This window comes from uncultured Maribacter sp., from assembly GCF_947500405.1.
In the GTDB taxonomy this organism is placed as follows: domain Bacteria; phylum Bacteroidota; class Bacteroidia; order Flavobacteriales; family Flavobacteriaceae; genus Maribacter_B.
Window position 1 is genome coordinate 141,219 of the sequence record NZ_CANMRY010000002.1, and the last position, 21,267, is coordinate 162,485.

The following is a 21,267-nucleotide window of genomic DNA, read 5'->3' on the forward strand; positions in this document are numbered from 1 at the left end:
TATGAGTACAATTATCCAAAATATCTTAGTTTTTGCAACTTTAATTCTTGCTGTTGGTTTTTTAGTTAAAAAATTCTTTCTTCCTAAACCAGTAAAAGTTAATAAAAACAAATTTACTAAATCTTGTAGCCAAGAAGGCGGCTGCAGTTGTAGTTAGACAATACTACTTAATTTATTCACTACATCTTAGTAACAAAACTTAGCAATGTTCGTCTATAAGACAGTTACAGTTCTTAAAAAAAAGATAAAACTATATTAAAGAAATTAAAAAAAGGCTGGTGCTTTGTTTCTCATTCCTTTAGTTTGTAATACAATCAACACAACTTTGTATGGAAAAAATTACTTTCTGGGTTATATCTATTATTATTTCTGCTATTTGCTCTAATAGCCACGCACAATCTTTAACCGCAACAATTATAGACTCTACCACACAAAAACCAATACCTTATGTTACAGTAAAATTAAATAACAAAGGGGTAATTACAAATGAAGAAGGGCGTTTTAGCTTTCTTTTAAACAAAGAAATTAAAGAGACCGATTCTCTATTTATATCCTGCATTGGGTATGCAACATTAGGAAAACCCATAAAAGAATTTACTGAGAGTACTATTTCTTTAGCTCCTATGGCAATAGAACTTAACCCGGTTATTGTAACAAATAAAAACTATACTCCAGAAGAAATACTTGAAATTGTAGAAGACAGTATTTTAAAAAATTATAATCTAGGACTTGCCAAAAAAAGAGTTTTTTTAAGAGAAACCTATAATAATAGAATCCTAAAGACAGATTATACCCTGAAGAAATCTACTATAAAAGCCTTTAATAAAAAATTTATAGACGACCTTATTAGTCAAATACCTAAAAATAATACAGTTTACAATGAAGCGCTAGGAGATTTATATGGTGCGGGAGATAGTAAAGAACAAAAGCTAAATCTTATTAAAGCATCTGAACTATATGATAAAAGTATGGAGCTAGATTTTGAAATTCTAGAAAAAAAGTTCAATAAAATTATGCAAGAAAATGTAAAAACGGACTCTTACTTTAAAATAAAATCTGGACTTTTTGGAACCAAAGTAGATGCTAATGAAATATTTGAATCTGAAGTTGACTCAACAGATGTTGCTGCGCTAAATAAAAAATTAGCAGACGAAAAAAAGAACAAAGAAGAACGGAAAAAGTTTTTTGCCAAATATAAAAGAGAAACCATGGGAAAACTCTACGAAAATATTCCTGTTTATGAAAGCTCTGATTATAATGTGCTCTTTAAACCTGGAAGATATGATTTAGCTCTTGAAGATTTTACTTATTTAGGAACTGCTCCCGTTTATGTTATTACATTTAAACCAAAAAGGTCTGAAGATTACCAAGGAAAACTTTATATAAATTCTGATGATTTTGCATTAATTAGAATGGATTTTGAAAATGTAAAACCTTTGCGTGATTTTGGGTTACTTGGTGTTTCTATGAAAGAATATTTAGCCGCTGGTAAAATTATTTTTAGCAAAGGAGAAGATAAAAAATATCATTTAAGTTACTATGATATATCCAAAGGAATTAAGGCTGGTTTTCGCAGACCACTGAAAATCATTGAAAAGAATAAAAACGTAAAAGGCCGTAGAAAACAGAATGAACTTTCATTAAAAGTAGATTTTGATTTTGGGAATATAAATAGATATGAACTTGTTGTTTTTGATGAAGCTACCATAAGTAATTCACAATATAATTCCTTCCAAGAAAACAATACTATTTTACCAACGTATATGCCTAATTACAATCCCGATTTTTGGAAAGGCCATAATATAATTGAGCCCAATCAGGCAATTAAAGCATTTACTTCTATTGGAGAAACAGAAGAATAAATCTCAAAATACTTTAATCGCATCAATTCATTTTGGTGCGATTTTTTTATGCCTTGGTGTAACCTTTTGTAATTTCAGGACTATATACTAATGAAGACCAACAAAAAATCAATTTTTGGAAAAGTTGACCGATGAAATTTTAATGGCGAGAGTTGCAAATGGAAACTTAGATATACTTAAGATTCTTTTTGACAGACATCATAATCATGTTTTCAACTTTTTATTTAAAATGTCTGGAGATAGAATGCTGAGTGAAGATTTAACTCAAGAAGTCTTTTACAAATTGATGAAATACCGGACCTCATATAATAATGGAAAATTCGTGCCTTGGCTTTTTACAATTGCTAGAAATAGTATGCATTCTCACTTTCGAAATGCATCGAAACAAACGGAAGAATTAACAATATTAAAATTTAATCCAACAATAAATGAAGCGGAACAAAAAGATTATTCTGATTTGCACTTAGCTATAAATCAATTAGAAGCTTCAGATAGAGAACTCGTAATTCTAAATAGAATTCAAGAAATAAAATATGAAGAATTAGCTCAGATTGTTGGAAGTACACCAGGCGCAGTTAAAACAAAAGTCAGTCGTGCATTAAAAAAATTAAAAACCATTTATTTTCAAAACTCATAAAATGGATAAAAAACATATTATAGAACTATTACCTGAATACATTGATGGTCAATTAAGTGACAACAAGAAAAAAGAGGTAGAATTACATCTTAAAGAATGTGAGGAATGTATTGAAGAATTAGAAGGGCTAAAAAATTTGTTCACCTCTTTTAAAGAAGAAGAAGAAGTTTCACCTTCTGATACATTAAGAACAAATTTCTTCGAAGAAATTGAACTGGAGAAAATAACAGATTCAAAGATCGTTAATCTCAATAAAAGTTCTTTCAAAGAAAAACCCAGCTGGACAAATAACTTCTTAAAAATTGCTGCGAGTATAGTTCTATTGGTTAGCGTTTATTTTTTAGGAAAACAACAACAAAATCAAGTATTAGGGCAGGAAATTACCCAGTTAACCAGTGAAACCAATTCCTTTAAACAAATGGCAATGTTATCGCTAATGGGTAACAAATCTGCCAGTAAACGTATACAAGGTGTAAATTTTATTGAAGAATTCGCCGAACCAGACGAAGCAATTGTAAATGCTCTAGTAGATCGAATGTTAACTGATGAAAATATTAATGTTCGCAGAACAGCGGTTGAAGTTTTAAGTGAGTTCATTAGCTCTGAGACTGTTAAAACTAGTTTCATTAAAGCACTTAAATCTGAAGAAGATCCTGCAATACAAATAACAATTATTCAAGTGTTAGGTAAAATTCAAGAAAAGAAAGCAGCAGGTGCAATGAAATATCTTTTAGAGCAAGAAAATACACAACCATACGTAAAAGAAGAACTTGAATCAGTATTACCAAATATTATATAACATCAATTAATAACGAAAATCATGAAATTTTTCTGACCGAGTAAAGGGTACCATTGAAGCGAGCCAGGAAAATTATTAATCAAAAAAATGAAAAAAATGAAATCATTAAAAATAACAGTTATAGCAATTCTATTTTCTTTAGTGCTTTTTGCTCAAGAAGATTATACAAAATCATTAGACGGAATCGAATGGGTAAAAGTTGAATCAAAGGCTGACATAGTCTTAAAAACGCATTCTGAAAATCAACTTCGAATTAAAACAAAAAGTTATACCAAAACTCCCGAAAAGGCAAAAGGACTAAAGCTTGTTGGCGCAGGTGGATCTGACAATACCGACGTAGGGTTTTATGTTGTAAAAGAAGGTAATAGCCTCATTTTAAAAAACTTAAGAAAGTGGAACAATGGCAATGCCGAAATTTATTTACCTGCTAATCAGAACATTTCTGTTACAACCAATGGAACTGGGCAAAGCGATATTACAATCTACGGTTTTAAGGGAGAAATTGAAGCACGTACGAAACTAAATGGAGGGATTAAAATTGAAGATACCAGTGGACCAGTTACCGCAAATTCTTTAAACGGTGACATTGATGTTTCATTTACAAACATAAATCAAAATTCTCCAATCACAATCTATTCCACAAATGGCGCACTTGATGTAAAATTACCTGGAAATACCCCCGCAAATCTATCATTAGGCTCAGTTAACGGAGAGATTTATACCAATTTTGAATTAAAATTCTCAGAAAAAAACGGATTGAAATCAATTTCCTCTCAAAAAATTAAACAACCTATAAATGGTGGTGGAGTTCAATTACATTTAAAAACTACTAACGGAAACATTTATTTAAGAAAAGAATAATCAATTACAATCAAAACAAACAGTCATGAAAAATATAACAGCATTTCTTCTATTAAGCCTAATCAGTCTTACAACGTACGCCCAAAAAACAATCGAAAAAAATATTGAGTATAACCAACAGTTTATTGATGTAGAAGTAAAATTTGCATCACTTATAGAAGTAAAAACATGGGATAAATCTAGTGTTTATTTTAAAGCAACAATTTCTACTAAAGACAATAAACATCAAGACAAATACAAACTTAGGGTAAATGAAGGTTCAAATACAATATCAATAAATTCTGAGGCTAAACCTTTATTTAAAGCTTTTCATAAAGAATGGAATGACAATAACCCAAACAAAAAAAGAAGGTATTATAATACTGGAGACATCTATGAATTTAACTATGTTATTTATGTTCCTAAAAATGCTAAATTCAAAATTAGCAGTATCAATGGCGATTTAAAATCAGAAGTAATAGAAGGTGAATTTGAGGCTAATTTAATTAATGGAAATATCGACATTGCTAAATATTCTGGAGAACTTGAATTGAGTACAATAAATGGTGAAATTGATCTAAAAATGGTAGATGCAAATTTGATTGCTAAAACCATTCATGGGGATATTTATGCCGATGACAAGTTGAAATTTACTTCAAAAGACCGTCATGTTGGTCAAAAAATAAGTGGTTCCTTGGGCAATGGTTCTAATCAACTTCGATTAAATACCATCAATGGCAACATATATTTAAGACGCTAATGTAAACCGTTAAATTCTGTTAAAAATAGCTTAAAATAAAACTTGACTGTAACTACTCCATTTTTTGCGAGTCTTTAAGTCACATCAATCATAATTTGAGAACATGAAGACCAGCCTGATTACTCTTTGCGCATTGCTTTTTACACATACATTTATTACCGCTCAAGATTCTACAGACGTTGTGGTTAAAAGACACTACGCTACAAAATTTCTTAACCAAATTGCATCCCCAGAAGTAGACGGACTCCTTGATGATCCTGGATGGGATATCGTAGAATGGGAAGGTAATTTTGTTGAGCGAAGACCAGATGAAAACACGAAACCAGACCATGAGACTAAATTTAAAATAGTTTATGACCAAAACTTCTTATATATAGGTATTCGAGCGTATGATAGTGATCCTGATAAAATAGAAATGCGTTTATCAAGACGTGATGGATTTCAAGGTGATTGGGTTGGCATTTTTATTGATAGCTATCATGACAAACGAAGTGCCTTTGGTTTCGTAACAACAGCTGCAGGGGTAAAAGCAGATTTTTTTAGTTCTGAAAATGGCAATAACGAAGACGAAAGCTGGAACCCAATTTGGTATACAAAAACCAACATAGACAAAGAGGGTTGGACTGCCGAAATGAAAATTCCTTTCAGCCAGTTAAAATTTGGAAAAGACAAAGAACAAGTTTGGGGTATTCAAGTTGATCGTCAATATTTTAGAGGTGCAGAACGTTATGCTTGGCAACGTATAAAGCAAGACACACCAGGTTTTGTAAGTGAGTTTGGTCTGTTGACAGGGCTGGTTAATCTTGTACCTCAAAAGCAACTCGAAATTCAACCTTATGCCGTTGCCAAATTGGAGACATTTGAAGCAGAAGCTGGAAACCCTTTTCGTGATGGAAAAGATAGCCAATTTACAGGTGGGCTAGATGCTAAAATTGGGATAACAAATGACCTAACTTTAGATCTTACAGTAAACCCTGATTTTGGACAAGTTGAAGCTGATCCCTCAGCTATTGCCCTTGATGGGTTTCAAATATTCTTCAGAGAACAGAGACCATTTTTTGTTGAGAACAAAAATATTTTTGATTATCGGGTAAGTCAATCAGAAGCTGGTAACACCTTCGGTTTTGATAACATTTTTTATTCTAGAAGAATTGGTAGAAGTCCGCAAGGATATCCGAACACAGAAGATGGAGAATTTGTTGAACAACCAGAGAATACGGAGATTTTGGGAGCTGCCAAATTTAGCGGCAAAACAAAAGATGGTTGGTCTATTGGAGTTTTAGAAAGTGTTACGGCAAAAAAATATGCCACAATTGATAATAATGGTAATAGAAGAAAAGAAGTTGTTGAGCCATTGACTAATTATTTTGTAGGGCGCCTTCAAAAAGATTTTAACGATCGTAATACATTTGTTGGCGGTATATTCACGACTACAAGTAGAGACAAATTAACTCCTGAATTAGATTTTTTACATCACTCTGCATTTACAGGTGGTATTGATTTTAAACATCAATGGCAAGATAGAGATTGGTATGTTGCTGGGAATGTTATTTTAAGTCGTGTAAACGGAAGCGCTGAAGCAATATCAAATACCCAAAAATCAATAACACATTTGTTTCAACGTGAGGGTGCAACGCATGTTTCTTTAGATGAAAACCGAACTTCATTAACAGGTTCAGGTGGCAACCTGCAATTAGGTAAAGTTGGAAACGGTAATTGGAAATTTGAAACGGGTGCCACATGGCGCTCTCCAGAGTTAGAGCTTAATGATATTGGCTTTCAACGTCAAGCAGACGATATTCGCCATTACACATGGATAGGGTATCAAACCTTAAAACCAACCAAAACATTTAGAAGAGTAGGAATAAATTATAATCATTGGAGTGTTTGGGATTTTGCAGGTAATCACAATAGCCTAAGATTTAATACAAATAGCTGGCAAAAATGGGAAAATAACTGGTTTACAAATATCGGATTTAATTACGAACCTAAACAATACTCAAACTTTGCGCTACGAGGTGGACCTCGATTACGACAAACCTCAAAAATCGGTTTTTTTAACAGTTATAACACTGATAGAAGAAAGAAAGTGCGATTCAACGTTTTCCATAAAGGATCAAGAGGAACTGACAACTCTTACAATTCGTATAACATAGATTTTGGAATAACATACCAACCCTATAATGCATTGAGCATCTCTGCAAACCCAGAATATGGTATAAATATGAATAAATTGCAATACATTGACAATATTAATGTTAATAGTGAAACCACGTACCTAACAGGAACTGTAAACCAAAGAACATTAAGTATGTCATTACGGTTAAATTATACAATAAATCCGAATTTGACGATTCAATATTGGGGGCAGCCTTTTATTTCTCGAGGAAGATATTCTGATTTTAAAGAAGTAGTAAACCCAATGAGATCAAGATTTAATGAACGATTTTCTTCTTATTTGCCGAATCAAATTTCACTTACTGACGACACCTATTCTGTTGATAGAAACTTAGATGACGTGTCTGATTTTTCTTTTGACAATCCTGACTTTTCATTCGTTCAATTTCGATCTAATCTTGTAGTGCGTTGGGAATACATCCCAGGTTCTGAGATATTTCTAGTTTGGTCACAAGATATTGCGCAATCTGGTAATCCTAATAATGAGCTAATTAATGACTTGGGGGATACTATTTTCAATGATAAAAAACCTCAAAATATTTTCTTGTTAAAGGCAACTTATCGTTTTGTGCTTTAATTTTAGATTAGATTTTGAACAAAGGAAAATAAAAGTAAGCCCCAACCACTAACTAAAAGCAGTCCGCCAATGGGAGTTATTGGGCCAAGAAATTTAAGGGTATTTCCTTTTGCAGCACTTAAAATTAAACCGTAAATACTAAATGAAAAGAGGAAAGTCCCCAGTATAAAGCAGTAAATAATATACTTTTCTATTGAGGATGTTATAGTCAGATTAAACCCTAAAACTAACAATAAAATAGCGTGATACATTTGATACTTTACACCTGTCTCAAAACTTTTTAACTGATCTTTATTACATATTTTTTTTAATGCGTGCGCTCCAAACGCACCAAAAATAATTGCTAACATTCCAAATAAAGCCCCAAAAAATTGTGCTATACCAACCATATATTCATTTTAAGAAACGAATATAGTTATATCTTACAAAAGACTGTTCTTTATCTATTCGTAAGTATTCACAGCAACAGTATGCGCTTCTTTATTTGCCAAATAAATAGGTGAAGTGGTAAAAAGATTTTCAACCTGGTTTTCCCAATCTTTAGCAATATTAAAATAACTAGTATTAGTTACCGCCATAATTTCATTACAGTCTTGGCATGTGTGTTTATAATCTAAAAAATGATGCGCAAATTCATGGAAAGCTACTACTTTAAGAATTTCTGGGTCTAACATTGCCGCCCAATTAATTAAAATTTCATCTATCGTACCAGCTTCATTACGAGATACTTTTCCAAGCACCGTATTTCCTTCTTCTAGCGGTAAATTATTAACTATATCAATATTTTGTAATTCAAATAATTTAGAATGATACTCTATCCCATACTTTTTACATTCTTTAAAAAAATCATTTAAAATAGGCTGTAAACGACCGTCTATATCTACACTTTTTTGCGCTTGTAAATAAGATGTAACACTAAGAATAAAAACAAAAAATACAGATAGATGCTTTCTCATTGTAGGCGGTTTTAGAATGTTAGATTTGGTTTAGTTAAAAGACTTTTAAAGTAGGGAACTTGTATCTTTTACTATTTATATTCTAACGGAAAATCACCCGAAATATTTCTAATTAATTGAATTTTAACTTTTTATGTTAAGAAAACTAGTTGCTAGTTTTTATTTTACTTTTAAGAAAAGACACTAAACCTAATGTCTCTAAACTATCTTTATAATTAAAAAAAAGCTTTAGAGAATCTTGGTATACTATTTTAATTTTCTGCTGTTCAAAATTATCTACAAAAACATGTACTTCTTTATTGGTAAGAGAATCTTTAAACTCCCTATATAAGCCATTACCTTTAGATAAAGCAGAAAAACCATTTAAGCGCTCCATAGGAGGTATTCTATCTACTAAAGAAACACTATCTACCTCATTAAATTTTATCTCTTTATAATATATCCCAGAGACCATTTTAATACCATCTGGTTCTATTTTTGTCCAGTTTTTATAATGAACCACAAAGGCTAACAAACACACAGCTAATGTTATTATTAATATTAAATTCCATAACCAGTGTCTTTTTTTTGTTGCCATAAAAAGGATTTTAATTTATAACTTATTAAGTTAAATAAAAGAAACTACAAGATAGTTTCTTTTATTTAAAATTATAAATTAACCCAAACTGAATAACGTTAGAATAGAAATTTTTAATTGTATAAAATTCATATCCAAGATTAATCTTTGTAAAATCTGTTATTCTATAGGACATATCTCCAATATACCTTTGAAAAGTAGGTTCATTCTTTTCTAAAAAGAAACCAAAGTCTGCAGAAAAATTAAATTTACTTTTATCTGAACCCAACACTACCAAAGCTCCTGCACCCCCATAAATTCTTTCTTTAGCCATCCAGTATGGGTAACCCGACCTGCGATCTGTACTACCAATACCTCCTGCCCCTTCTATCATTGGATTAAGCTTAAATTTATTAAACTTAATGAGTTTATACTCTAACCTACCCATTAACATATGATCATTTTCTTTATCAGTATAATAATTAGACTCTAATGAAATTATAGGTACAAACTTCTTACCTATTACCATTTCTTTATAACCATTAAACTGCAGCCTGTAAATATCTAAAGAATATCCAGGCCCTGATCTTACTGGAAAAGCGTCTAATTGAAAAGCTGTGAAATTATCTTTCTTAGCATAGTTTAGTTCTGCTCCTGCTTGAAAAAAGAACTCTCCAAAATTGTCTCTCTCTGCTCTTCCTTTTAAAGCATATTTATATTTTTTACTAGATTTTTTTGTAAACCCATATTCTAATCCCATTAAATCATGACCTACATTAGACCTTCTTCTAGGAAAACCATCTAATTTATACATAGTACTTTGTGTAAAAGAAAAGCTATGCATATCTCCTTTACTATTATGAGTACTATATGTTAGGTTATTTGTTAATGCATTAGGTCTTAATTTATCATTAATACTAAAAGAACCAAAACTTATAGAAGAGCCTCTTTCTTGCCTCATTTTCTTTGCAACTTGTGCTCCAATTTCAGGGTCTAATAAATCGCCATATTTTCTAAATATTGCTAATTGTTCTTTAAGCTCTAAGTCTTTTACTTCTTTATTAAGAGCTCTTTTATATTTTTTATCAATTTTATCACTTGGTATACTAAATGCTATTCTAGCAGACTCCTCTATTTTTCCTTCATACAACATTATAGTAGCCATAAAAGAACGCGCATCATAATCTTTTGGGTTTTTAGCATTATACTTTCTAAAGACTTTTCTTAACTTATTTATATTATTTGTCTCATAGAGCCAAGACATTTTGTCCTTAATTGCTATTCTATCTGCGCATTCTGCCCATTCTAAGGCTTTTTTATAGTTTCCATAATCTGCAAAAGCTATTGCTATTTTATTAGATAAGTGCTTTAATTCTTTAGAACAACTTTCTTCGTTTTTAAGTTCCTTAACAGCTTTTCTTGTATCGTTTGCTAATAATAAAGCTATGTAATATGGAAAATCTTTTTCTTTCATCCTTTCAAAATTAGAAGAACTTAATACCCAAAAATCTTTTGTTTCTTTATCTATTCCTTTTGCACATTTTTCCCATTCTAAAGCTTTATCAAACCTAAGGTTATCTGCAAAAGTCCAAGCAATAGTACTTGCCAATTCTTTATAAGCAGCATTGCAGGGCTCTAATAAAATTAATTCGTTTACTAAATCAGGATCCCTGTTATCTATTAAATGATTTATATAGAGTGATGCGTTTTTAGAATTTGGCTGTATAATTAGTAACTGCTTTAATACTTGTTTTATTTTTTTATGATTTTGGGGTTCATTAAAATAATCTACATACTCCGTTAAAACATTGGCATCTTTTGTTTTCCAATCTATTTGTCTTGTAAGCCATTGTTTGCGAACTATATCATTAGGATAATCTTCAATAAGTTTAATTTTTCTTGAAATATCTGCTGTATTTTTAGATTTGAACCTTAGGTAATACTTGTTTAAGTTCACCCAAATTTCTTTTTCTCTTTTTTGCCAAGCCATATAAGTTGCATATTCTTTCCATATATCTGAGCTTGCATTTGGGTTTGTTTTAAAGTTTTCCTCTATTAAATCTGTGGCTTTTTTTAATTCCCCATCCGCAACATATCTATTAACCAAATCTGCCATTGGAGTCATTAATTTTTTATTCTCCAAGTATAATTCGTAAGCCTTATTCACTTCAGATACTACAACATTGTCTGGCATATTCACATCTCCAGATTGGCCAAATAAATCTGGAACAGAGATAGATGGGTTTCTTGTTTTTAAAGAATACAAAAAGCCATCTAACATTGCTATTTTTTTAACTTCAACCTCTTCCTCTTCCAAAAGTTCATCTACTAACTTAAGATTGGCATTATCTACATACATTAACCAAAAATTACTCTTATCCTTGTTTCTTGCATTAGAACTCTCTACTTCATATAGCCCATCAAAATTAGAGTGTCTATAATACGCATAACGCCAATCCATAGTTTTTTCAGATGCTTTTGTTGCATTAATAAACCTTGAAAATGGATGATTCCTCTTATATTCATAAATATAATCTTTAAAAGTATCAAACATACCTTTTTTACCATTTTTAGAATACCAGTTTAATCTGTGTTTATTTCTATAACTAAAGTGACCACTAGTTATAGCATTTGATGCATCTGGAATTTGATAAACATCATCTGGATGCACAAAATGTGTCCATATACCTGTACATATATACATAGATTCTATAGCCCATGTATTTGTTTTTTCTAATACAAAACCGCTACTTATTCTAGGGAAATCAAAAAACTTATCATTATAAGGATCAGGATCAAATTCTCTATTACCGCCCTCTTCTTTTGTTCCTAAATAAATACTTTGTATATACTTAAGACTTGGCATTCCTTCATGTAATTTTGCTAACCCAACACTATCTATATAGTTCGATGGTGGCACATAAGAAATTGGCAAACCCTTAAGGTCTAATACTTTCCATTTTTTTTCGGCAGCATCTAATCCTGTAACTATATATTCTGGATTTTTCCAATCCGATTTTAATAAGGAGACATGGTTATAGCCATGAAAACCTAGTTCATGTCCACTTTTAAGTACATCTCTGGCAATCCAAGCACTTAGTTTTTGAGTAGAACCATTTTTAACAACCGTATTTCTATCCCATTCTTTAAAGGTAAATGGCGGAATAACATGTGCATTATAATCAAAAGTAACATAAGCAGTATACTCCATGTTTTGCTCTGATGCAAATTTTTTCATATCGGGCCACCAAATATCTTTTACGTAATCTGTTACCGTTATATTTAGCTCAGACTTAATAGGTTCGTTATAAATATTATATGTAGGAGCTGGAAAATCATCTAAAAATATTGTAGCCACATTTGCTATTGGATAAGGAATACCTTCTAAACCTTTAAGGATACTAGAAAACATAAATCCACGCATACTTTTATTTAGTAATGTAGCAGAATTAAAGAGTATAACTCTTCCTTTTCCAATCTTATTTTCTAATAAAACAGGATAATCATTATTGTTAGTAGCACTTACTAAAACCTGCGTATTATCCGAAAAATTACGTCCAGAGAAACCTAAATGTAATCCATCATCATCGTACTTTAATCCTTGTTTTCCAGGAAAAATTGGAGATATAAGATGATACCCTTGTGCTGTTAAATTAGTTTCCCAATTTGCATCTGGATTAAGTCCTAATAAAAAAGAAATACGTTCATCTTTAATTGCTTTAGTTACATATAATGTTCCTCCTTTAGCAACAAAATTTAGTATTGCTTTAATAGCATTATCATTTAAAGGAGTAGTTTCGTATATACATAAAACTCTTGTTGTTGGTGCTATTTTAGGAACCTCATTAAAGTCTTTAACATATAAATTTTTATATGGTATTTTAGTGTAATCTAATGCTTTATATAAGTTTTTACTTTCTATAGTATTACTATATTCATTTTTACTAACCAAAAACTGCACTAAAGGAAGTTCTTTACTCTTTTCTGGAATACTAAACTCGTGTGTAAACCTGTAAATATCTCTTTGACAACCTATGGTTAATCCTAATAAAAAGATTACTAAACCATATTTTATATTTTTAATCATAAATCAAAAATTAAATCATTCAATTTTGAAGCGTTTTCTTTGTTTACTATTTCATAAACGGTTAAAAATTCATCTTCAAAATATACCTTTACCTTACGCCCCCTCTTCTTAAGAATATTTATTTGCGCATCTATTTCTAAAGCGGTTTCTTTTTTAATTATAAAATTTTCATCGGTAGAATTAGAATTGTTTTTAGGAATAAAAACAAAGACACTATTGGGTAAAATATTACTAGAATTCTTTTTCATTAATTCTTCATCATCCTTTATAGTCTGATAGATAGAATCTCTCTTAGAGTATAATTTTGTAAAAATATTATAATTTATAAAGTGATGCTTACTTTTACTAATACTACGACCGTAATCTTGATTTACAACGGCATAAGAAAAAGGTAAGTAATTACTAGACAAATCATTATATACTAATAAAATGTCTGTTTTAAGTTCGTCTGTTTTTTTAAAATCATATTTAAAAAAACTATTTGTAAAATAGGATACAAAAATAAAAGTGATAAAAATAGCAGCTATACTAATAACTCTTAAGCTTCTTTTTTTAGGAACAGAAATTTTAAAGTAATGCACCAATATGCCAAAGAATATTCCAATAAGAATAACAATTAATACGGATAAAGTTTGATAGTATAAATCTATATCTATCCATGACCATTTTAACCATTTCAAAGCAATTACGGCATTAAAGAAAAGTAGAAAAACCATAGCTGGATTCCATTTTTCTCTATTTTTTATAAATAATGGTAAAAGACATACTATTGTAATGCCTCCTAATAGAGAATACAAAAGAACCAACTCATCTATACTAATTACCAATTGAGGAAAATAAGTATACACATCTACTAAAATCATATTTTCTCTTAAAAAAGAGAAAAAAGAAGTTTCAGTATACCAACAAGCTATTATATGTACAATAGATATTAAACTAATTGCCGAAACATAACTTAGTATACTACTTAAAACATATGGTAAATTTTTCTTAGTAACTAAAAGAATTGCTAATACTAAAAAGATTGGCATAATTACTAAAGTCACAAATAAATTTATTAATCCTAAAGCAGTATAAACAATAAATAATAGTGTAAAAAACTTACGTTTTTCCTTTGCAAGCAACTTTGGTTTTACGGTAAATAACATAAGCGGTAATGCAAAACAAATAGCCATATATAAGGCGTTATGCTCTAGTAATAAGTTTATGTTTATTGGTAAATATTTGTAAAAAAAGCCAAAGAATAGAACACCCATCATGGGCGCTAAAAAATTAGATTTAGTAATTTTAGTTAATACCCAATATAAAATTAAACTTACTGCAAAAGTTTCTAACAATCCAAAAGAGTGTACAGCCATTTCTTCACTTATTCCAGTTATTTTGCTATAAAAGTTTATTAAAGCATTTTCTCCTAATAGTATAAAGCCAGGGGTAAACCATTTATTCTCATTAAACTGTTTTACAAATTCTAAATTCTGAATCCATAATCCCGATAACGTATATAAATCATTTTTTAGAAATAAATATCTTGAAACAAAACAAGCAAAAGAAACTAAAAAAGCGGTTAAAACTTTAAAATTAATCTTCTTAGGAACAAAAAAGTTTTTGCTCTTTTTTAATTGCTTAGAAATATTTGGTCTCTCTTCCATAAATTTAAAAAAAGAAAGAAGAAAAGCTTTTCTCTTTTTTTGAATTTGACCAGTAGAATTCCGAAGACTTCCTAAGTCTAAATATAAAAAAAGAAGTAATCCAATGAACAAAGAAATTAATGCAAAAACATCATACATCTTAAACTGTATTAGTGTAAAAATTAATAATAATATTACACTTCCAAAGAATATAGAACGCTTTACAACATAATCTAAATTATAGGTTTTTATTGGTTGTTTTGTAACTATTTGATGGACAAAAAGCACTCCTAAAAAAAGAAGTAAAACCCGAAAAGGACCTAATAGAACATTATCTAGAATCACCATTTTTTAATTACTTTTAAATTTTGGAATAGTTTGTAAATCTATTTGTCCTACAAATGATGAAAAGCCCATTTTTTTTAGCTCCTTATTAATAATGGTTTTCATCTCCAAAGTTTCGGCATATTCTATTACATAAATAGGCTTTTTTACTTGTTTTTTTGTGGCTTTTAAATTTTCTGCAATTTGTTTTTTTGTAACCTTATCTCTTAACTTGTATTCTTTTTTATCAAAATTATAAGAGCTAATAACTGATTCTATAAGAATAGCATTAGTAATATTACTAAGTTCTTTAGCTATAAAAAGCCCCCCATTTTGTACTAAATAGATGTCTTTATTTTTAGCTTTTAGTTTTTTTAAAAAGCTTAAAAATTCTTCTTTTTGATTATATAATTTTCCCCACTTAGAGACATTATCTAAATTATCTAAAAACAAACCTTGAATCCCTTTTTTTTGTATTCTGTTAATTACATCTAATAATACTTGTTGCGCGCTCTCATTCTTTATATCAATGAAATGACTATTCCAAATATCATTTTTTTCTAAGGTGTATGGCTTAATCTCTTTATAAAAAGAAGCATATTCATTCACTTCCGATAAACTTAAATAAGCTACAACCTTTTCATTATTTTTATTAAATACCGCAATTTCTGAAGAAGAATAATGTTCCGATTCTATAATTACCAAAGCATAGCCTTTTACTAATTCTGGATTTACTTTACCATAACAAACAAATAATTTATCCTGTATAGAATTATATTTAGTATGCATCTGTGATACATCTAAAAAAGGTAATAAAAAATAAAACATACTAATAAGCCGCATAGTAATGATAATCTAGTTTTTTAAAAAAGACAATAGTTTCTCGCAAAGTTAACATCATAAAAAGCCCTGCTCCTACTAGCATACCTACAACGCTATATTCATAACTTATTACCCTACATAAAATAAAACCTACAATTAAATTAGCCAAACAAGCAATTAGTATAGCACGCAATGGCCCTTTTGGAGCATCTAGTGTAAATAGGTATAAAGAGTTAAGCATTCCCCATGTTAAAAACAAATACCCTATACCTCCTATAATACATACTTTAATACTTATAAAATCTAGGGCTTCCCCAAAATTTGCTTGGTACCCCCATGGTTGGGTAATTAATAAATAGATAAAAGTTGTAGTTAACAGTGCCGTAAGCAGCAACAAAGAAATATGTCCTAAATACATTTTAAACAAGCTGCGGTTAAACGTATCTTTATTTACTAATAAAATATTTCGTTGTTTAACATCTAGAAACTTACTAAAAGAAGCAATGGAATATTCTAAAACACCCGCTAGCATAAAGAAAATTACAATTGCCAGGTCCATACCAATTTCATAGTTCTTCTCATAAAGAAAAATAAACTGATGTGTTAAATCTATATCTGCAGACCATGCCAATATTCTGTCAATAAAAATAAAAACATAAATAAGGGTTCCGTAAAAAAAGTATCTATAGTTTTTATAGATTACCATTAGTTTTTTTGGTCTAAGAGTTTCTTCTGTATATGAACCTTTTTTCTTATTAAAAAAGTATTCTAGGAATAATTTAGATATAAATATAGCCACTGCAATACCTACCCAATGTGTTATATATACATGCAACGTAGTATAAAGTTTTAAACCTAAAGCTATTCCCGTTGCCATTAATATTGCTAAGGATATTACCCATCTTTGCCTTATGGTATGAAAAGGTGCCGATACCAAAAGAAGCAAGCCTATTAAAAAGGCATAAATACAAGTAATTAAAATAAATGAAAAAGGGTAAAGGTTAAAAAGAAAATTTATAGCAGATATGAATAAAAAGGTTACCAATAAACCTTTTATTCCAGATTCTATTAATTTATTAACCACCATCTTTGCTTGTTTATATTCTTGATGATGCCAATAAAAAGATGCTTGTCTTCCAAGTACTTGAACGTATCCTCCAGAAACTATTAATCCTATAATTACACCAAATACAACAGAGGTAGATTGCACAATATTAAAACCTATAAATGCCCATAAAGAATAACCAAAAACAATTATAGATGCTATTTGTAAAAAAATTGGTAGTAAATGAAATATCCCTAGAGGATAAAATTGTACTAACAATTTTGTTTTCATCCACAAATAACTTGAAACAGGAATAACAGAGGTTTTCTCTTTGTCCTTTTTAAGCTCATTTACATTTTTAAGAGATTCTATGTCTCTATCTTTTAAATCTTCATAAACATGTTTTGCTAAATCTGATATAGATACAAAACCATAATCCGAAAATACATCTTTATCACGTATCCCAAAAGACTCTAAAGTAGCTAAAACAACCATAACACTAACAGGATTTCCTATTTTTTGTATTACAGACGCAGTTATATTTTCTAAATTTTTATGCAGGCTTTTCATGAAGAAAAAAAGGCTTAATATTTTTTAATTCTCTACTAAATGGTTGTGTTTTTGACCTAAATTTTGATAGGTCTCTTCAAAAGATTTAATAAAGGTTTCTATAGTAAAATGACTCGTTACTTTATTTCTTGCATTTTCTCCCATCCAACTTCTTAATTGTTGGTTTTGTAATAGTTTAACAACGTTCTCCGCTATTTCTACATAATCTTTAGGTTTGCAAACAAGTCCGCAAGTATCATCTATAGCCTCTGTAACACCACCAACATCTGTAGAAACTACAGGAACACCACAACTCATAGACTCTATTACCGTATATGGAAACCCTTCCGAAATTGATGTTAATATTGATATGTCTCCTTCCGAATAAATTAGCTCTGGTTTATTATGGAAGCCTTTTAAGAAAAAGTTGTTTTCTACATTAAGCTCTTTTATCAAATTTTCACATTCTTCGGTATATTCTGGTACAGCATCTTTATTACCATAAATTAAAAATTGTACTTCTGGTATTGTTTTTACAACCTCTGCACAAGCCTTAATCATTGTAAGTATATCTTTTAAATCAAATATTCTTGCTGCAGCTACTACGGTAGGAATATCTTTTAAATGCTCTGGTTTAGCTCTTGGTTTAAATAAATTTTCATCTACACCATTATATATTACGTTAATTTTAGATAACTCTGCGCCATAAAATTTTTCCCAAGACACATTAAATTTACTTACTGTTGTAATTTTAGATGCATGAGAATAAACCAACTTTGTAATACATTCTGAAAAATTAATTAACATTTTTTTTAAGAAATAAGAATAATCTGCAGTACTTATTGCAATTAAACGTTCTCTAATAAAAACACCATGTTCTGTTACTAAAATAGGAGTATTGTATTTATATTTTAATGCCAATGCTGGTATAACTGCAATTCCAGAAATAGTTATATGTGATATATCCATTTTAGGAACTTCTATTGCCATAGGAATAAGAAAACGATATATCCAGCGCATTGCCGTAGTCATATCTTCTAGCGGAATTCTATTTAACTCGTCCTTAGGAAGTACATTAGAAATTACATCACAGAAAGTATTCCAAACTGCCTCACTGGTCATTGTTGTTTTGTAATCGTATTTCTGAAAAAAGCGCCACATTTTATAAAAACAAGCATTTACTTTTTCTAAAGACTGGTTTTCAGAATATATTTCTTCTATGAAAGATTTAAAATTAGGTACAAAAGATTTTATAATAATATCTTCTGATGTAAATTCCCTTGCCTTTAGTATTGTTGAATATTTTATATTATAATCTACACAATCAAAAGGTTCTTCGGGAGACCACATTGGAACCTGAATAATGTTTTTTACGTTTTCTGATAATGGGTACCTAGGGGTTACTTCTACCCCTGCATTTATAGAATATAGTGTAAAATCTATGCCCTTAGTTTTAAAACATAAATCATGAGCCCAAGTTGAGACTCCACCTCCATTATAAGGGTATGTACCTTCTGTAATAAGAAGTACATTAATAGGGTTGTTGGTTAGTGACATGTAGGTTTTCTTATTGTTATAGTTGGTTAAACAAATTCAAAGAAAACACATAATCCAGATATGTTAATTTATATTGGTTAAACCAATGCATTTAATCTATAAAAGGTAATATTCATTACCTTCATCGATAAAACACACTACTCATCATAGTTCTCAAAATACTCAAAAGCATCAATAATATCTAAGTAAACACCATCAAAACCGGTAGAAAGAATTTTATCTAAATAGGCATCTTCATTTCCATAAATAATGTTCTGCCATTCTTGTTCCCAATAGCGTACTTTAAAATTTCCTTTCCAGTTTTTATTTTCTTTATCTAACCAAACTGGCTCATTTTTATCCCAATCATTATCCCAATAATATCTGTAATCTTCTGCCTCCCCAATAGACATATAACACATCACCAATCTTTGCCCACCACCTGGTTTCTTTTTTAACTTTTCAATATCTAATTTTGAAAAAGAAGTCCCATCATTGAAAAACATATCTAAAAAAACCGCATCATAATTAGAGTTTCCTATTTCATTAAGTAACTCATTTTTTGTATTATAATCTTCGTAGTTAAGAATAAATAAAAAATTCTCAGCATCATTAAGAGAAGATACATCTCTGCTAGTTAATTTATTAAGTTTAGTAGGTACAGGGGGTATTAATGTTAAATCTCTTTCTGTAGCTACAAAAGGGATAAAACCTAAGTTATAATTTTGTGCATAAGCATCCTCAATTTTGTCCTCAGAAGAACAATAATCAATAACAAAAATGGAATTGCCATACTCTTGTGAAACTTTTAAAAGGTCAACATTATAGTCCGTCACCTCTGGTTTGGTTGCTATATTATCTCTCTTATATCCGTAAAATAAATTTTCTTGGCCATTTCCATCAATAGCCTCCAAATACTTTTTACTTGGTTTTCCACTTGCTCTACCAGATTTTGTAACTAATTCTATACCATTTTGAGGTATTATAGAAAAATCTGGATTTTGCTCTTTTGCATGCTCACTTAATCCAATAACAAAGGAACGCATATCCTCTCTAAAATCTCTATTGCCTATATGTGTAGTACTTTTTTCTACCTCATTTGTTCTTACATCTTTACTTTTTTCACATCCTGCGTTGATGAAAAATAAAAATAAAACTAATTTTATAAAACTCATAGTATTCAAAGTTTGTAAACTGTGACAAATGTAATACATATTTACAATTAGGTTAACGAGCAAATATATAACCCCCTAAAAAAAATAGTGTTAAGTTAATATGATTAATATTTTACCCCAAACCTACATCTAAAGTCATCATTACAATAAAACCACCAATAAAGCCCATTACAGCAATATCTGTATGTTTGTCTTGTTGGGTTTCAGGAATAACTTCCTCTACTACTACAAAAATCATTGCTCCTGCAGCAAAAGAAAGTGCATAAGGTAATATAGGCTGAAAAGTTAGTACCGCCCATGCACCAATTACTGCCGCAATTGGTTCTACTAGTGCAGATGCTTGCCCAAACATAAAACTTTTGGTTCTGCTTAAACCTTGCCTTCTTAAAGGCATAGCAACTGCAAAACCTTCTGGAAAATTCTGAAGCCCTATTCCTAAAGCTAAAGCTACTGCACCACCGATAGAAGCACCATCAAAACCTGCAGCAACGCCACCAAATAAAACTCCCACTGCCAAACCTTCTGGAATATTATGCAAGGTTATTGCCAGTGTTAATAATACAGATCTATGCCATGGTGTTTTTATACCTTCTGTTTCGCTTTCTTTAAAATTAATATGTAGATGTGGTAATATTTTATCTAAGCCAAATAAAAATAGTGCCCCAAACAGAAACCCAACTGCTGCCGGAATTACCTTTACAAATCCTTCTCCAGGGCTCATTTCTATACCAGGTGCTAAAAGGCTCCAAAAACTTGCTGCCACCATAACACCTCCTGTAAAACCTAACATTCCGTCTAAAACTGCCCTATTCATGGTTTTAAACAAAAAAACTAATGCAGCTCCAGCCGCTGTTAATGCCCATGTAAAAGCGGTAGCATAAAATGCTGCTAAAATTGGGTCTATAGATTCTAAATATGCAATTACTTGTTCCATGA

The 21,267-nt window shown here is 30.3% G+C and carries 17 protein-coding genes; 7 read left to right on the forward strand and 10 right to left on the reverse strand.

What is annotated here, in order from left to right:
• Window position 1 precedes the first annotated feature (1 nt).
• From Q0945_RS02800 to Q0945_RS02830, 7 genes are all read left to right on the forward strand, one after another.
• The gene (locus Q0945_RS02800) at window positions 2–157 is read left to right on the forward strand and encodes a FeoB-associated Cys-rich membrane protein (protein WP_299430554.1); all 156 of its coding nucleotides are present in this window, start codon (window positions 2–4) and stop codon (window positions 155–157) included.
• A 172-nt stretch (window positions 158–329) separates the two neighbouring features.
• A complete protein-coding gene (locus tag Q0945_RS02805; RefSeq protein WP_299430556.1) occupies window positions 330–1,862 on the forward strand; it encodes a carboxypeptidase-like regulatory domain-containing protein in 1,533 nt (510 codons plus the stop codon).
• A gap of 115 nt (window positions 1,863–1,977) precedes the next feature.
• Window positions 1,978–2,499 carry an RNA polymerase sigma factor gene (locus Q0945_RS02810; RefSeq protein WP_299430558.1) on the forward strand — a complete coding sequence of 174 codons (522 nt, stop codon included), beginning with the start codon at window positions 1,978–1,980 and terminating at the stop codon, window positions 2,497–2,499.
• A gap of 1 nt (window position 2,500) precedes the next feature.
• Window positions 2,501–3,298, forward strand: a complete 798-nt coding sequence (locus Q0945_RS02815) for a HEAT repeat domain-containing protein (RefSeq protein WP_299430560.1) — start codon at window positions 2,501–2,503, stop codon at window positions 3,296–3,298.
• 96 nt (window positions 3,299–3,394) lie between these two features.
• Window positions 3,395–4,159 (forward strand): DUF4097 family beta strand repeat-containing protein, encoded by a 765-nt coding sequence (locus Q0945_RS02820; protein WP_299430562.1) that lies wholly within the window; start codon window positions 3,395–3,397, stop codon window positions 4,157–4,159.
• Window positions 4,160–4,184: 25 nt separating this feature from the next.
• Window positions 4,185–4,898, forward strand: coding sequence for a DUF4097 family beta strand repeat-containing protein (locus tag Q0945_RS02825; protein WP_299430564.1), 714 nt, complete (start codon window positions 4,185–4,187; stop codon window positions 4,896–4,898).
• A 103-nt stretch (window positions 4,899–5,001) separates the two neighbouring features.
• The gene (locus Q0945_RS02830) at window positions 5,002–7,653 is read left to right on the forward strand and encodes a DUF5916 domain-containing protein (RefSeq protein ID WP_299430566.1); all 2,652 of its coding nucleotides are present in this window, start codon (window positions 5,002–5,004) and stop codon (window positions 7,651–7,653) included.
• Between the two features lie 2 nt (window positions 7,654–7,655).
• On the opposite strand, the gene Q0945_RS02835 is transcribed toward Q0945_RS02830, so the two are convergent.
• The 10 genes from Q0945_RS02835 to Q0945_RS02880 form a co-directional block, all read right to left on the reverse strand.
• Window positions 7,656–8,042: a DUF423 domain-containing protein gene (locus tag Q0945_RS02835; RefSeq protein ID WP_299430568.1), complete on the reverse strand. Its 387-nt coding sequence runs from the start codon at window positions 8,040–8,042 to the stop codon at window positions 7,656–7,658.
• Window positions 8,043–8,096: 54 nt separating this feature from the next.
• Entirely contained in the window at window positions 8,097–8,609 is a 513-nt protein-coding gene (locus Q0945_RS02840) for a hypothetical protein (RefSeq protein WP_299430570.1), read from the reverse strand.
• Between the two features lie 145 nt (window positions 8,610–8,754).
• Window positions 8,755–9,186 (reverse strand): hypothetical protein, encoded by a 432-nt coding sequence (locus Q0945_RS02845; RefSeq protein ID WP_299430572.1) that lies wholly within the window; start codon window positions 9,184–9,186, stop codon window positions 8,755–8,757.
• 61 nt (window positions 9,187–9,247) lie between these two features.
• Complete coding sequence (locus Q0945_RS02850) at window positions 9,248–13,252, reverse strand: DUF2194 domain-containing protein (protein WP_299430574.1); 4,005 nt, start codon at window positions 13,250–13,252, stop codon at window positions 9,248–9,250.
• Window positions 13,249–15,228 carry a hypothetical protein gene (locus tag Q0945_RS02855; protein WP_299430576.1) on the reverse strand — a complete coding sequence of 660 codons (1,980 nt, stop codon included), beginning with the start codon at window positions 15,226–15,228 and terminating at the stop codon, window positions 13,249–13,251. Before Q0945_RS02855 ends, Q0945_RS02850 begins: the two co-directional genes overlap by 4 nt.
• A gap of 3 nt (window positions 15,229–15,231) precedes the next feature.
• Window positions 15,232–15,993, reverse strand: a complete 762-nt coding sequence (locus tag Q0945_RS02860) for an endo alpha-1,4 polygalactosaminidase (protein ID WP_299430578.1) — start codon at window positions 15,991–15,993, stop codon at window positions 15,232–15,234.
• A gap of 40 nt (window positions 15,994–16,033) precedes the next feature.
• Entirely contained in the window at window positions 16,034–17,641 is a 1,608-nt protein-coding gene (locus Q0945_RS02865; RefSeq protein ID WP_299430580.1) for a hypothetical protein, read from the reverse strand.
• A gap of 24 nt (window positions 17,642–17,665) precedes the next feature.
• The gene (gene pelF, locus Q0945_RS02870) at window positions 17,666–19,177 is read right to left on the reverse strand and encodes a GT4 family glycosyltransferase PelF (RefSeq protein WP_299430582.1); all 1,512 of its coding nucleotides are present in this window, start codon (window positions 19,175–19,177) and stop codon (window positions 17,666–17,668) included.
• A gap of 137 nt (window positions 19,178–19,314) precedes the next feature.
• A complete protein-coding gene (locus tag Q0945_RS02875) occupies window positions 19,315–20,331 on the reverse strand; it encodes an endo alpha-1,4 polygalactosaminidase (RefSeq protein ID WP_299430584.1) in 1,017 nt (338 codons plus the stop codon).
• 112 nt (window positions 20,332–20,443) lie between these two features.
• The gene (locus tag Q0945_RS02880; protein WP_299430586.1) at window positions 20,444–21,265 is read right to left on the reverse strand and encodes a ZIP family metal transporter; all 822 of its coding nucleotides are present in this window, start codon (window positions 21,263–21,265) and stop codon (window positions 20,444–20,446) included.
• Window positions 21,266–21,267 lie beyond the last annotated feature (2 nt).

What these genes read in the sequence shown, in the direction of transcription:
- Q0945_RS02830 (WP_299430566.1), top strand. Translation starts at nt 5,002, where the DNA reads ATGAAGACCAGCCTGATTACTCTTTGCGCATTGCTTTTTACACATACA.
- Q0945_RS02800 (WP_299430554.1), top strand. Translation starts at nt 2, where the DNA reads ATGAGTACAATTATCCAAAATATCTTAGTTTTTGCAACTTTAATTCTT.
- Q0945_RS02845 (WP_299430572.1), bottom strand. Translation starts at nt 9,186, where the DNA reads ATGGCAACAAAAAAAAGACACTGGTTATGGAATTTAATATTAATAATA.
- Q0945_RS02875 (WP_299430584.1), bottom strand. Translation starts at nt 20,331, where the DNA reads ATGAGTTTTATAAAATTAGTTTTATTTTTATTTTTCATCAACGCAGGA.
- Q0945_RS02850 (WP_299430574.1), bottom strand. Translation starts at nt 13,252, where the DNA reads ATGATTAAAAATATAAAATATGGTTTAGTAATCTTTTTATTAGGATTA.
- Q0945_RS02840 (WP_299430570.1), bottom strand. Translation starts at nt 8,609, where the DNA reads ATGAGAAAGCATCTATCTGTATTTTTTGTTTTTATTCTTAGTGTTACA.
- Q0945_RS02805 (WP_299430556.1), top strand. Translation starts at nt 330, where the DNA reads ATGGAAAAAATTACTTTCTGGGTTATATCTATTATTATTTCTGCTATT.
- Q0945_RS02825 (WP_299430564.1), top strand. Translation starts at nt 4,185, where the DNA reads ATGAAAAATATAACAGCATTTCTTCTATTAAGCCTAATCAGTCTTACA.
- Q0945_RS02860 (WP_299430578.1), bottom strand. Translation starts at nt 15,993, where the DNA reads ATGCATACTAAATATAATTCTATACAGGATAAATTATTTGTTTGTTAT.
- Q0945_RS02835 (WP_299430568.1), bottom strand. Translation starts at nt 8,042, where the DNA reads ATGGTTGGTATAGCACAATTTTTTGGGGCTTTATTTGGAATGTTAGCA.
- Q0945_RS02815 (WP_299430560.1), top strand. Translation starts at nt 2,501, where the DNA reads ATGGATAAAAAACATATTATAGAACTATTACCTGAATACATTGATGGT.
- Q0945_RS02820 (WP_299430562.1), top strand. Translation starts at nt 3,395, where the DNA reads ATGAAATCATTAAAAATAACAGTTATAGCAATTCTATTTTCTTTAGTG.
- Q0945_RS02855 (WP_299430576.1), bottom strand. Translation starts at nt 15,228, where the DNA reads ATGGTGATTCTAGATAATGTTCTATTAGGTCCTTTTCGGGTTTTACTT.
- Q0945_RS02880 (WP_299430586.1), bottom strand. Translation starts at nt 21,265, where the DNA reads ATGGAACAAGTAATTGCATATTTAGAATCTATAGACCCAATTTTAGCA.
- pelF (WP_299430582.1), bottom strand. Translation starts at nt 19,177, where the DNA reads ATGTCACTAACCAACAACCCTATTAATGTACTTCTTATTACAGAAGGT.
- Q0945_RS02865 (WP_299430580.1), bottom strand. Translation starts at nt 17,641, where the DNA reads ATGAAAAGCCTGCATAAAAATTTAGAAAATATAACTGCGTCTGTAATA.